The organism is Ruegeria sp. CG1 (assembly GCF_056537265.1).
In genome coordinates this window covers 547,417-561,625 of the sequence record NZ_JBQFRF010000002.1, presented here as the reverse complement: position 1 = coordinate 561,625, position 14,209 = coordinate 547,417, and the positions used below count along the sequence as shown (strand labels likewise).

At 56.6% G+C, this 14,209-nt stretch carries 13 protein-coding genes; 7 read left to right on the top strand and 6 right to left on the bottom strand.

All coding sequences use genetic code 11. The features are described 5' to 3' along the window. Positions 1-87 precede the first annotated feature (87 nt). The 4 genes from ACR0AU_RS08250 to ACR0AU_RS08235 form a co-directional block, all read right to left on the bottom strand. Positions 88-1,449: an aminotransferase class III-fold pyridoxal phosphate-dependent enzyme gene (locus ACR0AU_RS08250; protein ID WP_480439006.1), complete on the bottom strand. Its 1,362-nt coding sequence runs from the start codon at positions 1,447-1,449 to the stop codon at positions 88-90. A 29-nt stretch (positions 1,450-1,478) separates the two neighbouring features. Beyond that, complete coding sequence (locus ACR0AU_RS08245) at positions 1,479-2,582, bottom strand: mandelate racemase/muconate lactonizing enzyme family protein (protein ID WP_170776311.1); 1,104 nt, start codon at positions 2,580-2,582, stop codon at positions 1,479-1,481. Positions 2,583-2,595: 13 nt separating this feature from the next. Then, on the bottom strand, positions 2,596-3,711 hold the full coding sequence (locus ACR0AU_RS08240) for a mandelate racemase/muconate lactonizing enzyme family protein (protein WP_480795531.1): 1,116 nt from the start codon (positions 3,709-3,711) through the stop codon (positions 2,596-2,598). Positions 3,712-3,782: 71 nt separating this feature from the next. Beyond that, positions 3,783-6,257, bottom strand: a complete 2,475-nt coding sequence (locus tag ACR0AU_RS08235) for an FAD-dependent oxidoreductase (protein WP_480795530.1) — start codon at positions 6,255-6,257, stop codon at positions 3,783-3,785. Positions 6,258-6,471: 214 nt separating this feature from the next. Here ACR0AU_RS08235 and ACR0AU_RS08230 point away from each other — a divergent pair, with 214 nt between their 5' ends. After that, complete coding sequence (locus ACR0AU_RS08230; RefSeq protein WP_170732779.1) at positions 6,472-7,563, top strand: aromatic ring-hydroxylating oxygenase subunit alpha; 1,092 nt, start codon at positions 6,472-6,474, stop codon at positions 7,561-7,563. A gap of 198 nt (positions 7,564-7,761) precedes the next feature. After that, positions 7,762-8,148, top strand: a complete 387-nt coding sequence (locus ACR0AU_RS08225) for a carboxymuconolactone decarboxylase family protein (RefSeq protein ID WP_480439003.1) — start codon at positions 7,762-7,764, stop codon at positions 8,146-8,148. 86 nt (positions 8,149-8,234) lie between these two features. Here the strand turns inward: ACR0AU_RS08225 and ACR0AU_RS08220 are convergent, their stop codons facing one another. Next, on the bottom strand, positions 8,235-8,462 hold the full coding sequence (locus ACR0AU_RS08220; RefSeq protein WP_170509507.1) for a hypothetical protein: 228 nt from the start codon (positions 8,460-8,462) through the stop codon (positions 8,235-8,237). 284 nt (positions 8,463-8,746) lie between these two features. Here ACR0AU_RS08220 and phnC point away from each other — a divergent pair, with 284 nt between their 5' ends. The 5 genes from phnC to ACR0AU_RS08195 all read left to right on the top strand — a co-directional run bounded on the left by phnC (position 8,747) and on the right by ACR0AU_RS08195 (position 13,412). Next, a complete protein-coding gene (gene phnC, locus ACR0AU_RS08215; protein ID WP_170422930.1) occupies positions 8,747-9,562 on the top strand; it encodes a phosphonate ABC transporter ATP-binding protein in 816 nt (271 codons plus the stop codon). Positions 9,563-9,620: 58 nt separating this feature from the next. After that, positions 9,621-10,532, top strand: a complete 912-nt coding sequence (phnD, locus tag ACR0AU_RS08210) for a phosphonate ABC transporter substrate-binding protein (RefSeq protein WP_170407648.1) — start codon at positions 9,621-9,623, stop codon at positions 10,530-10,532. A gap of 65 nt (positions 10,533-10,597) precedes the next feature. After that, positions 10,598-11,473 carry a phosphonate ABC transporter, permease protein PhnE gene (phnE, locus tag ACR0AU_RS08205; RefSeq protein ID WP_170732776.1) on the top strand — a complete coding sequence of 292 codons (876 nt, stop codon included), beginning with the start codon at positions 10,598-10,600 and terminating at the stop codon, positions 11,471-11,473. Then, complete coding sequence (gene phnE / locus ACR0AU_RS08200; RefSeq protein ID WP_170732775.1) at positions 11,470-12,795, top strand: phosphonate ABC transporter, permease protein PhnE; 1,326 nt, start codon at positions 11,470-11,472, stop codon at positions 12,793-12,795. Before phnE (ACR0AU_RS08205) ends, phnE (ACR0AU_RS08200) begins: the two co-directional genes overlap by 4 nt. Continuing rightward, a complete protein-coding gene (locus ACR0AU_RS08195) occupies positions 12,795-13,412 on the top strand; it encodes a DapH/DapD/GlmU-related protein (protein WP_480795529.1) in 618 nt (205 codons plus the stop codon). The genes phnE (ACR0AU_RS08200) and ACR0AU_RS08195 overlap by 1 nt, the downstream gene beginning before the upstream one ends. Here the strand turns inward: ACR0AU_RS08195 and phnF are convergent. Beyond that, positions 13,409-14,128, bottom strand: coding sequence for a phosphonate metabolism transcriptional regulator PhnF (gene phnF, locus ACR0AU_RS08190; protein ID WP_170561621.1), 720 nt, complete (start codon positions 14,126-14,128; stop codon positions 13,409-13,411). The two genes, ACR0AU_RS08195 and phnF, sit on opposite strands and share 4 nt — an antisense overlap. Positions 14,129-14,209: the final 81 nt, after the last annotated feature.

The following is a 14,209-nucleotide window of genomic DNA, read 5'->3' as shown; positions in this document are numbered from 1 at the left end:
TTGCGCTCGCAACGAGCGGAGGCTGCGGCGTAGGGCTATGTGATGGCTTTGGATTTCCGAAATGCGATCGTTCGCGCCGACTAGTTCTCAGAGACACTCCCGGTCGGCGATGTCGAGGGTGCGGTCCAGAATCGCCAGCCCTGTCATCAGGTCGTCTTCACTGATGTTGAGCGGTGGGGTCAGGCGGATCACGTTCGAGAAGAAGGACAGGTAGAGGCCTTCGTTCATCGCAAAGCTCATCATCTCGCTCATGGGTCTGGCGTCTTCGCCTTTGGCGGCAAACGGCACCAGCGGTTCGCGGGTGTCGCGGTTCTTGACCAGTTCGATCCCGTTGAACATGCCCTTGCCGCGAATATCCCCGATCGAGGGGTGTTTCTTTGCCAGCTTGCGCAGTTCGGCGCGCATCTTCTCACCCATCGCGGTGGCGTGGGCCAGCGTGCCTTCTTCCTGCATGGCTCGGATCGCGGCAACGCCAGATGCGCAGGCCAGCGGATGGCCGGCATAAGTCAGGCCTCCGGGCAATGGGTAATCGCGCAGCCAGTCATGCAGCTCGGTACTGACGGACATGGTGCCAAGCGGCACGTAACCCGAGTTGATGCCCTTGGCCGAACAAATGATGTCCGGCTGAACACCCCAGTGATCGACGGCGAACCATTTTCCGGTCCGGCCAAACCCGGCCATGACTTCATCCGCGATCAGTAGGATGCCGTATTTTTCGCAGGTTGCCTTGATCGACTGCAGATATCCGTCGGGTGGCACGATGATCCCGTTTGTGCCGACAATAGGTTCCAGAATGACAGCGGCCACGGTGTTGGGGTTTTCATACATCAGGATTTCTTCCAGATGCGGCCCGCCTTGGGCGACCGGGCACTGGGCCGGGTCTTTGTGGCCAGTTGGTAACCGATAGACGTAAGGATCAAGCATCCGCACGATGCCCGGCATATCGGCGCGGGTCAGATGGTGGCGCGGGTCGCCGGTCAGCGATAGCGTGCCACCGGTTGCCCCGTGGTAGGAACGGTAGCGGGCAATGATCTTTGTCCGACCGGTGTAATGCCGCGCCAAACGGATCGCGGTTTCATTGGCGGCGGACCCTCCTGTTGTAAAAAAGGTTGATGAGATGTTGGCAGGCGTGATCTCGGTCATGATTGCCGCGAGTTCTGATCGAACATCCGAGCCCATGGCCGGGCCGATATAACAAAGCTTGTCCGCCTGATCCTTAATTGCTTGTACGATCTTGGGGTGCTGATGACCCATATTGGCGTTCACAAGTTGGCTTTGGAAATCGAGGTAGCGTTTACCTTCGCTGTCCCAGAACCAGCTGCCCTGCGCGCCGGTGATGACACGCGGGCGGCTGCCCTGTTTAGACCAGCTTTGCAGATAATGATCCGCGTGCATGTCTTTGACCCATTCGGGATCATGGGAGGGGTAGGCGTTGCTGAAGTCTTCCATAACAGGCCTCTTGGCGTGCGGGGTTGGGATCAATCGATGATGGTTACTGGCTGGCCCAAAGCGTCTGCATCAGGCGTGACGCCAAGGCCGGGGCCTTCGGGTGGGGCGATGCGGCCGTTCCGGCGGCTAGGTGCATTCGGATCGAGACGCGGTTTGACATAGTGGGACAGATCGCATGTATTCATGATGCCGTGCGCTGGGGTTGAGGCCGCAAGATGCAGCGAGGCGGCCGTCGTAACATCGCTGCCCCAGGTATCCTCGATGCACATCTGCGTGCCAAGCGACAGGCAGAGATCGCGGATTTGACGCATCGTCGAAAGGCCGCCCATCTTCGACAGTTTCAGCGCAGCAGCATCCATGCAGCCAGCGCGGTGTCCTGCCAGAACCGAATGAATGTCACAGGCGCTTTCGTCCAGCTTCATCGGCAGACCAGTCGCGGCGCGGACATGGGCGCATTCCTCGATCGTGGCGCAAGGTTGTTCCAGCATTATGTCCAGATGCGAGACAGCGCGGCCAACTCGTGTGGCGGTCAGCGTATCTGACCCGCAATTCCAGTCTCCATAAACCAACGGGCCATCACCAACAGCCTCGCGCACTTGAATCAAACGAGCAACGTCGGCTTCCCAGTTGTTATCTGCACCCAGCTTCACCTGAAACTGTCGCATGCCCTGATCAAAGGCATTGCGCGCCATGCGCGCCATTTCTTCCGGTGCGATACAGGTGATTGAATGATACAGCGGCATATCGGCAACGGCGCGCCCACCGAGCAAAGCATATAGCGGTAGTCCCGCTGCCTGTGCGGTCAGATCCCAAAGCGCTGTATCAATGGCTGACTTGGCGTAGCCATGCCCGATCAGATGCTTATTAAGGCGCTCCATCAGCGCTTCGGGACCAACCGGGTTAGCGCCGATGAGAACGGGTGCCATCTCTTCAAGCGCTGGAACCACGCCCTTGGCATAGGCGGGTAAATAATGCGGGATCGGACAAACCTCTCCCCAGCCCGATGCGCCGGTGCCGGTATCCAGGCGGACGACCACTGAAACCGTCGTATCGCAGGTCTTGCCCTCGGCCATGTAATAGGTGTCATGCGAGGTCAGCGGGACTTCCCAGGCGGTGATGCGGGTTATCTTCATCAGGCGGTTTCCATCAGGCGCAGGATTCGTAGGTTGCGACAGGTGGGCCAAGGCTGTCAAAGTCCGGCGTCACCCCAAGCCCCGGAGTATCTGTGGCATAGAGTTTACCGTCCCTTACTGTGGGGCCGCCAATCCCGGTGTTACGGGTGTTGTAGTTCATCAGATCGGTTGAATTGATCAGCATCTCTTGGGGTGTTGAGGCCGCAAAATGGCCGACCGCAGCGGTGGTGATCTGCCCGCCCCATGTGTCCTCGGAGACAACCGGAATACCGTGATCAATCAGGAAATCACGCACCCGGCGGGCTTTGGACAGCCCACCAAGGTTTGAAATCTTCAGACAGCAAATTTCGGCACCCCGATCGTTTACAATACGCCGGGCCATGTCGATCCCGGTCACACATTCATCCAGCTTCATCGGTTGCTCGGCTACGCGGCGCACCTGCTGGCATTCGTCATAGCTGTGGCAGGGTTGTTCAAGGATAAAGTCCAGATCTCGGGTTGCCCGGGCCACACGGATGGCGTTGTCAACGCGCCAACCCTGATTGGCGTCTGCCATCGCCTTTTCACCGGGTTTCAGCAGGGGCACGCCTTCGCGGATACGGTCGATATCGGTCACCCAGTCGCCACCTACCTTGATCTGGAACTGCCGGTATCCCGCTGCGCGGTGCTGCTCCATCTCGGCGATGGTTTCTTCCAAGACAGGCCTTTGCGGCACAACCCGGTACATCGGCGCACCATCGGTGAGTTTGCCGCCCATCAGCATCCAAACAGGTTGTCCGGTGGACCGTCCCAGAATATCCCAACACGCTGCATCAAAGGGCGCTTTGGCGTAGCCGTGACCTTGGACCGTGCCATCCATCAACCGTTCGATCTTGGACAGCTGGCGGGGGTCCTCACCCAGCAAATGCGGGGCGGCAAGGCGGGCAAAGGCCTCGACCCCTTCGGAATGGGCGATCATGTAGTTCTCGCCGCAAGGGGCAAACTCGCCGCAGCCCTGCAGCCCTCCATCCGTGTCGATCACCACTACCGAAGACATCGACGTTGTGATCGCGTTGCCCGCCCCCCAGCCGTATGAGCCGCCGATATATGGCAGGGGGGTCTTGAAAACTCGGATGCGCGTAATCTTCATGGTTTCACCACAGGGCTCCTGCGATGGCCGCCATGCGCTGAGGAGCAATCCCCGGCGCACTGACATTCAGATCACGCCAATTCACGAACCGCATCCGTACGTGGGCGCTCAGATTTCGGATCATAGGCTGCTTCGCCGAGGACACGCCCTTTGCGGGGTACACCAGCGATAACTACTTCGATCTCTGTGCCCGGAACATTCACGTGTGGCTTGACGTAAGCAAAGGCGAGGATTTTGCCGACGCTGTGGCCATAGGCGACCGAGGCTGTTGCACCGACAACCTCGCCGTTGATCCGAATAGCCTCGCCCCCATGACCATCTTCGACCCCATCCGGTTCGATCTCCAAATAGGCGCAAATCCATGGCATCTCGCCCGCCTCAGACTGAGCGGCACTGGCGCGCGTTGCTTCGACACCCAGATACTCTTTGTCCAGCTTGAAGAACCGGCTGACATTGGCCTCTGGCAGCGTGACCTCGTTGGTCAGTTCTCCAGCACCGGGGAATGCTTTTTCCATGCGCAGGCTGTTCATCGCAAACGAGCCGTAGTTTTCGATGCCAAATTCCTCGCCGGCAGCCCACAGTGCGTTGTAGACGTCAACGCAGGCTTCATCCGGCATGTGGAATTCCCAACCCAACTCGCCCGCATAGGACATGCGAAAGGCCCAGACCTTGTGCCCCGCGATGGTGATTTCCTGAGCCGACAGCCAGCGGAACCCGGCGTTGGACAGGTCCGCGTCGGTGCATCTGGCCAGCACCTCGCGGGAATTTGGCCCGTTCAGGGACAAAGCCGACCAATCTTCGGAGAGCGTTTTGACAAAGACTGTCTCTCCCGTGAGGTTCTGGTTCAGGTGATCGACAAGGCGTTGTTCGAAGAAGGCGGCACATACAAGGTAGAACCGATCTTCAGCCATGCGAACGATGGTCGTCTCAAGCTCGATCCGGCCTCGGCGATTCAAAAAGTGGGTCAGCGTGATCGAGCCGTCTTTCTGCGGCATCTTGTTGGCCGTCAGACGGTCAAGATAGGCATAGGCATCGGGGCCTGAAACTTCGACTTTGGTGAACGCGGTCACGTCCATGATGCCGACGCGTTCACGTACGGCCTGGCATTCCAGCGCCACCATGTCAAAAACCTCGTTACGGCGGAACGAATAGTGATCACGCTGTTCAACACCATTGCGCGCGAACCAGCGGGGGCGTTCGTGGCCGAAAACCTCTTCATGGACCGCGCCCTTTTCCTTGAGGATTTCATAAAGCGGCGAGGGTTTGATCGGACGCCCTGCAAGGCGGTTGAAATGCGGAAAGGGGATCTCGTGCCGCAGCTTGTAATCCTCATGCGCCTTGATGACCTGCCAGTCTTTCTTGGCATAGCTGCCAAAGCGGCGCGGATCATAGTCACGCATGTTGATATCGGCAGCACCGTGTACCATCCATTTGGCCAGTTCACGGGTCAGACCAGGCCCCCAACCGATGCCGATCTGCGTGCCACAGCAGCACCAGTAATTCTTGACGCCGGGTGCGGGGCCGACCATCGGGTTGCCATCTGGCGGGTGGCTGATTGCACCATGGACTTCGCGGGTGATGCCCAGTTCAGAAAAGATCGGCATCCGTTCCAATGAGTTTTCCAGCCAAGGCATGACACGGTCATAATCCGCCTCGAACAGCCAGTTTTCGTACTCCCATGGGCATTCATCATGCCAGACAGAGTTCGAGTTCTCCTTTTCATATATCCCGATCAGGCCCTTTTTCTGTTCCATGCGGATATAGCCCGAAACCATCTTGTCATCGCGGATCACCGGCAGCTCAGTTATCAGGTCTTTGAATTCAGGCACATCTTCAGTGACAAAATAATGATGGGTCATCGAGGTCATGGGTAATTGCAGGTTCGACCATTCGCCCATCTGACGGGCATAGGTGCCGCCTGCATTAACGACGTGTTCGCAGGTGATGGTGCCTTGTTCGGTTTCCACCACCCATTCACCTGCATCGTTCTGGGTAATGTTGGTCGCGCGACAGTGGCGGAAAATCTTCACACCTTTCTGACGGGCGCCAGCGGCCATGGCCATAGTCACGTTCGAAGGATCAACGTGACCGTCATCTGGCGTGTAAAGCGCGCCAATGACACCGTCGAGGTTATAGTAGGGGTGCATTTCAGCTATGAAGTCAGGCCCTACCAACTCGATGTTGAACCCCAGCGCTCGGCCAACTGATAATGTGTGGCGCAGCCAGTCCATCTCATCCTCGGTATAGGCCAGACGGAATGAACCGCAGCCGTGCCACGTGACCGCTTGACCGGTTTCTTCCTCAAGTGTCTTGGAATAGAGGCCAATGTTATAGTCGACCATCTTGCCCAGCCCGTAGGAACTGGTGGAGTGAGTAATCTGACCAGCGGCATGCCAGGTGGAGCCCGAAGTTAACTCGTCCTTTTCCAACAGCACCGTGTCTTCGCCCCAACCTTCATGGCCCAGGTGATAGGCCAGTCCGCAACCCATGACGCCACCGCCGACAATGACGACCTTTGCGCGTGCAGGCAGTTCCTTTTTAGACATCGCAACTTCCTGTTTCCGAGACATGGAATTCTGTGGACTTCCTATTGCTACATATGTACCACTGTCAATTAAAAATGGCACAAATGTACATACCGAGGTAAGCAATGTGCGGTACAGATGTTTCAAGTGGTATTCTGACGCGTACGGATGTTACGAATCCTGACGCGATCTTTTTGACTGAAACACCAGCTCGGCTTGTATCAGGAGAAAAAATATGACTGTCCTGCCAACCCACTCGCTCGAGGCCCGGTACTATACGGATCCTGACATATTCGACAAAGAGATGAACGGCCTGTTGTGCAGAACTTGGCAATACGCAGGTCATGCGGCAGATATCCCAAATGTAGGCGATTACTTTGCGTTCGAAATCGCTGGTCAGAACCTTTTTGCCATTCGCGGACGCGACAATCTTGTCAGGACTTTCTACAACGTATGCCAGCATCGTGCGCATGAAATGGTGACCGGAACTGGGAATACCCGTGTAGTGGTTTGTCCCTATCATCAGTGGACCTATGAGCTTACCGGCGGCCTGCGGTCTGGGCCGAACATCAAGAAAGTTCCCGGTTTTGATCGCGCGAAAATCTGTCTGACCGAAGTACGGACCGAAGACTTCCTCGGGTTCATCTTTGTCAATTTGGACGATAACGCGGCAACGATGGACGAATGGTATCCCGGTGTCCGGGACGAGTTGTCTGAGTTCGTGCCGAACACTAACGCTCTGGCCCCCTTAGAGTGGGTCGAAATTCCTGAGAACTGCAATTGGAAGGTTTCGATCGAGAATTACTCGGAATGCTATCACTGCCCAACTAATCACCCGACCTTTGCCGAAGGCGTGATCAAACCGGAAACCTATGACATTCAGCCCGATGTGTCGGGAGGTTACGTGCTGCGTCACACGACCGAGTGCCAAAGCCTCGAAAAGATGACCTATCCGATTGATCTGGAAAGCAACAAGTACGCGGGCGACTATCAAAGCTGGTTCCTGTGGCCGATGTTCTCGTTCCAATGCTATCCGGGAAATGTTCTGAACACCTATCATTGGCGGGCAAATACAGTGGACAGCTGTACCGTCTGGCGCGGGTGGTACACAGAAGGCGGTCATGAAAGCGACGTGATCCGTGGCCTTGCCACTCAGGATCGCGAAACGACTGTGGCCGAGGATATTCGGTTAGTGGAATCCGTTCACCGCGGCCTGAAATCCAAAGGGTACAAACCGGGACCGCTGGTGCTTGATCCGGCCTGTGGCGTCATGAGCGAGCATTCCGTTGCGAAGCTTCAACAATGGATGCGCGAGGCGATTGAATAACGTTACGTGCTGTGGATGGGCCAGATAAGACATCACCGAAGCCAACGCTGTGCCAAAGGGCACACCCGACCAGAACGACGCGATCGAGCCCCTTGCCTTCGGTGGTGGGGTTGGTTGTAAGACAGGGGCGGCGGCTTTAGCGGAATATCGAGCCAGGACCGACTAAGTTGCAGATCGGTCGTTTCACCTGAGGAGAGAATGATGGACGACAACCTGTTTGAACATGGCCTGAAGCAGCGCAAGTCGACGCTGGGCGACGAGTATGTTGAGAAGAACCTGGCAGCGGCGGATGATTTTACCCGCTCATTCCAAGAGAACATGACTGCTTGGTGCTGGGGCTTCGGCTGGGGGGATGACACGATCGATCACAAGACCCGTTCGATGATGAACCTCGCTATGATTGGGGCACTCGGCAAGATGCATGAATGGGAAATCCACTGTAACGGCGCGTTGAACAATGGTGTCACCAAAGAGGAAATCCGATCAATCATTCATGTGATCGGCATTTATTGTGGCGTCCCGCAATCTCTTGAATGCTTCCGTGTCGCTCGCAAAGTCCTGACCGAACGTGGGCTGCTGGACTGACCTGATCCCTTCGCGAGATCTTCAGAAGGAACGACACAATCAGCGAGATTGCGCGTCTGCAGTTCGCGCGGTCTGCTGACACCTGCCTAAGCCGGGTCTGGTACCTCACCTTGCCAATGGTCCCCCATCGCGACGATGCATGAAGTACCGTTGGCGTAGTTCTGAACGATCATCCAGTCTCCGCTTGTGCGTTTGACCCAAACCTCCAGCATTGTTTCGGGATCGCGCAAACCCATGCCCTGACGTTCGGCTCCCAGAACCTGTTTCAGTGTCTGTGCCATCCGCGCGCTGTCATCACAGCTGACATCCGCCATTTTAGACTGCGCAGTAGAAGGCACCGCAAGGCATAGAAGAAGAAGGCTGGCATGAAGACGGGTCATAGGTGAAGGTTAGTTCTTTCTGCGCTCAAGCGTAACAGTTTTATGACGCCCTGTAGATAAAACTCGCGCAGAGTCCTGCGAGAAACGCCACACACTGCAGAACCAGGCAATCATCGCGCCTGTCACAAATCTTTCGCGTAGATGTAAACGAAACGATTCAAAAGCGTCACGAAGCTTTTGTTTTGACGTTCTATCCGCCTCGCAACGATGGGGGCGATATGCTGAGAATTGAAAAGCTGACCAAAAAGTTTGGTGACAAACGGGCCGTGGATTCGGCGAATATCGTCGTCAACAAGCCAACCATGATCGGGATTATAGGCAGCTCCGGGGCTGGAAAATCCACGCTTTTGCGCATGGTCAACCGTCTGAGCGATGCAACGACCGGCACAATTACTTTTGAAGGCGAAGAGATTTCTGCGCTTCGCGGTGCTGCCAAACGCGAATGGCAATCGCGCTGTGCGATGATCTTTCAGCAGTTCAATCTTGTACCGCGCATGGATGTCGTCTCGAACGTTTTGCATGGCACGCTGAACAGGCAATCGACCTTTTCGACGATGTTCAACCTGTACCCGCGGTCGGATATTCATAAGGCGATTGAAATTCTGGATCGGCTAGGCATTGCCGAGCAAGCACCCAAGCGAGCCGAAGCCTTATCAGGCGGCCAGCAGCAACGCGTCGCCATCGCCCGCGCATTGATGCAGGACCCGAAGATCATTCTGGCGGATGAGCCGATCGCTTCGCTGGACCCAATGAATGCACAGGTTGTGATGCAGTCGCTGCGGGCCATTCACGAAGAAGACGGCCGTATGGTCATTGCTAATCTGCACACATTGGATACCGCGCGTCGCTACTGCGACCGGGTCATCGGAATGCGTGATGGTCGGATTGTGTTCGACGGCACCCCTGCGCAGCTGACCACGGGCGTAGCGCGCGACATCTACGGTGCAGGTGCAGACTTTTCCGAGGCCGCAACCTCGACCGAGATCGAAACACTGGACAGGCCAGAGGTCCGCGAAGCGGAAGCCTACGTCTGAGCCAGTTTCCCCCCGCGTCCGTCGCGGGCCACCTTCATCTAACCGAACGGAGAAAATGATGAAAAAGACCCTCGCACTGGCGTTTGCCGCCACGACCGTTTTGAGCACTGCTGCTCTTGCCGAAGAAATCACCGAGTTTCGCATTGGCATCCTCGGTGGTGAAAATGCCCAGGACCGCATGAACTCGTACCAATGTCTTGCAGACTATACCTCTGAGGCGTTAGGCGTTGAGACCAAGCTATTCGCCCCGGCGGACTACAACGGTGTGATACAGGGCCTGTTGGGCGGTACACTCGACATGGCATGGCTGGGTGCCTCTTCTTACGCGGCCACCTATCTGCAAGACCCCGAAGCAGTTGAGCCCGTTCTGATCAAGGTCAATGTGGATGGTTCAATCGGGTATCACTCGATCGGGTTCGCCCGTAAGGATAGTGGCGTCACCTCACTGGACGACATGAAAGGCAAAGTGTTTGGGTTTGGTGATCCGAACTCGACCTCAGGTTATCTGATCCCGTCGATCGAAATCCCGCAATACAAAGAAGGTATCACCATGGAGTCGGGTGAGTATTTCGGTGAGGTCAAATTCACTGGTGGCCACGAGCAGACGATCGTCGCTGTGAATAATGGCGACATTGATGGTGGTGTGACCTGGGCCGATGGTCAGGGCAACTGGGAAGATGGATACAATTCTGGTGCCCTGCGCAAAGCGGTTGACGCAGGTCTTGTCGACATGAACGACATGGTCCAGATCTGGAAATCGAACGTTATCCCCGAAGGCCCTGTGGTTCTGCGCAAGGCGTTGCCTGCCGATGTCCGCGCGACCATGACAGATCTTGTCGATGGCCTGCACGAGCGTGACCCCGATTGCGCATATGGTGTGGCGGCAGGCGAAACGCTGGGTTTCCAGCCGGTATCGCATGACACCTACATCTCGATTGTTGAGGCCCGCAAAGCCAAAATCGGTGGCTAACGCGCGCACATGACGTTTCCGGCAACCCATTGGGGTTGCCGGTCTTTATTCATTCGGGGCTCGGGATGGCAGATTTATCAATCGGTGCGGCGCCAGGCGGCGTTGAGACCATTCAATCCAGCTATATGGCACAAGTTCACAAGCGCAGGCTTTATGGCGGGCTGACGCTGCTGATCTTTGTGGTCCTGATGGTATCAGGTTTCAACATTGCGGATTCCCGAAACGCGGGTGGGTTCTGGGACGGATTGTATCAGATCGGTGATTACCCGGCGGATGTGCTGTCTGAAGCTTGGGAAAAGCGGGCCGATCTGCCTGGCCTGATCGTGAAGTACTTCCCTGCACTGGTTGAGACGGTGAACATTGCCGCAGTTTCCACGTTGATCGGGGCCATCGGTGGTCTGATCCTGTCGCTTCTTGGCACACGCGGGCTGGCGAAATGGCCGGGTTTAATCCCGGTCTTCCGGCGTATCTCGGATGTTATGCGCGCAGTGCCGGAAATCGTTATCGCGCTTGTGCTGATCTTCGTCCTTGGGGGCGGTCCGGTGCCGGCGATGATCGCTATCTCAATCCACACCGCAGGGGCGCTTGGTAAAATGTTCTCGGAAGTATCCGAAAACGCTGACCTGAAACCGGTTGAGGGGTTGGCTTCGACCGGGGCGACTTGGTCGAAACAGATGATGCTGGGTATCCTGCCACAGGTCGCGCCAAACTATATCAGCTACACGTTGCTGCGATTTGAGATCAATATTCGCGCTTCTGCCATCCTGGGCTTCGTCGGCGCGGGAGGGTTGGGTTACGAACTGCGCAATGCCATGGCTTGGGGTCCGGGTCGTTTTGACGAGGCCGGCGCGATTTTCATCCTGCTATTCGGCACCATCGTATTCTTCGATCAGGTGTCCAGCCGCTACCGCAACCGTCTGACCGAAGGGCAGGGCCAATGACCACAATTGATTGGAACTTCGGACTGGACGGGGCCAAGCTTGACGCCGAAAAGCTTTTTAAGCGTAAACGATTGATCGGCTTTAGCATTCCTGTCGTGATCCTCGTTTATCTCACCTACATCTTCTTTACCTTCGACCTGCCGGGCCTTGCGCAACGTGCCAATCTGGACAACGCCGTTACACTGGCTTCTGATAGCTGGTCACACAAAGTGCATGTCACACGCAATAATCGGAGCGGTGAGGTGACCTATGCTGTTGAGGGCGAGCGCAAGGGCACTTATCCCGAGGGTCAACGCCCCGACTGGGTATCGGGTGAAGAGGTGACGACGATCGATCTGGGCCGCAATCATATCGTGCGGTTCCTGCCTGACAACCGGACCGAGATTGAAATACCTGACTTCCAGCTGATCGAAGTGCAGGCCAAGGGACGTCGCCTGACGACAAATCTGCCCTCTGAACTGCCCGACTGGATTTCCGCATCTGAACGGCGTGTTGGTGTCACAACGCATGAGGGCCGGATCACCATGACGGGCGCTCGGACTGAAGTGTTCAACTATTTCCCGGGTTGGGAGCTGTTCTGGTTCACGCTTGACAGTCCCTACCACGGCCATGGGCTTGGAGAGATCCTGTTTGGCGCGCAGATCGATCCAAGCCGTTCGAATATCGCAGGCGCAATCTCTGACTGGTGGAACAACGCGATGTGGCGGCATAAGGATGTGGCCTGGGCCATCGGAGAAACGATCCTGATGGCATTTCTGGGTACGATGGGTGCCGCGATGATCGCGCTGCCATTGGCCTTTCTCGCCGCCAAACGGTTTTCGCCGATCATGTTGCTTCGCGCCGCAACGCGCCGTCTTTTCGACTTTGTGCGCGGTGTGGACGCATTGATCTGGACTGTGGTTCTGTCTCGGGCCTTTGGCCCAGGACCATTGACCGGCGCGTTGGCGATTCTGATTACCGACACGGGCACCTTCGGCAAGATCTTCTCGGAGGCGTTGGAAAACGTTGATCAGAAACAGATCGAGGGGGTGTCCTCGACCGGGGCCAAACCGCTACAGCGATACCGGTTCGGGGTGATCCCGCAGGTTGTTCCCGTGCTGCTGGCCCAGATTCTATATTTCCTCGAATCCAATACACGTTCAGCGACGATCATCGGTGCGATCACCGGTGGCGGCATCGGACTGATGCTGACGCAAGCCATCCAGACGCAGAAAGATTGGGAAGAGGTCGCCTATTACATTGTCCTGATCATCATCATGGTAATGTTCATGGATTGGGCCTCGGGCTGGTTGCGCGGTAAGCTGATCGGGCGGAAAGACTGATGGCGCGGCTTTCAGCGGAACAGACCTTCATTCACCCCGAATGTGAGATTACCGAAAGTACGTTCGGGGCCTATGTTGAAATCGGCAAGGGCAGCCGCGTCGTACATACAAAAATGGGCGACTACAGCTATTGCGATCGTTATGCCGACATCGCCAACGCGAAGGTCGGTAAGTTCGCCAACATCGCCGCGTTTTCGCGGATCGGCGCGACTGATCACCCGCTGCACACGGCGTCCTGTCACCATTTCCTGTATCGCTCGAACGATTATTGGGACGATGCGGATCGGGACGAGGTGTTTTTCAGTCACCGCAAATCCCGAATTGTCCATATCGGGAACGATACATGGATTGGCGCAGGCGCGATGATAAAGCCCGAGGTCACACTGGGTGACGGGGCCGTTGTGGCTGCGGGTGCCTTGGTGACGAAGGATGTAGACCCCTACACAATTGTTGCCGGTACACCTGCAAGACCCTTGCGACTGCGTCAGCCACGACACATCGCCGATCGGTTGATCGCATTGGCCTGGTGGAATTGGTCTCATGACAAGTTGCGGTTGGCGCTCGACGATTTCCGTGCTCTGACGGCGGAAGCGTTTCTGGAGAAATACGAGCCTTAACTCTCAAGGGTCAGTGTCACCCGATCTCCAACAAACCAGGTTCGGCCAAATTCAACCGGTTGTCCCTGTTCGTCAACATTCACTCCGGATGATCTAAGCAGCGGATCACCTTCCGAAACCTGCAGATGCAGAGCTTGAGTGGCCGTGGCGCGCGTGGCCGTCAGACGGGTTGAGGCCCGAGTATAGTCAGTGACACCCGACCTGTTTAACGCCTCGGTAACGCTGCTGGTGTCTTGTAGCGCTGCGCAGATGCCTGGCAGTCGATCAAGAGAAAACATGCTTTCGAATACGGCAATCGGGTGCCCGTCCGCCAATGAGAGGCCGTGATACGCACAGATCTGATCACCGGGTGAAACAGTCAGCGCGGTGGCCTCGCCCTCGGTCGCTGCCCGTTCTTCAACATGAAGCACCCTCTTTTCTGGTCTGCGACCAGCAGCGATGAGGTTTTCATGGAATCGCACCCGCGAGCCGATGGGGTAATCGGTGGGCGTGGCTGCCACAAAAGCGCCCGCGCCCCGGCGCGTTCGGATTAGGCCCTCATCCACAAGGGCCGAGATGCCGTGACGCACTGTATGGCGGTTCACACCGAACCGCTCTGCCAGTGCCGCTTCGGTTGGCAGCTTATCACCCGGGCCATAGCGCCCTTCGGCCATATCGCTGCGAAGTGCGTCGGCAATGGCCTTCCAGATCGGGGTTTTGGTGGGAGTGTCACGCAAGTTTCACAAAATTCCTCTGTCTGACGGCGGCAAATATGATAAGATGTGTATAGTTGTATAGTATATGGAAAAGTTGTCGAG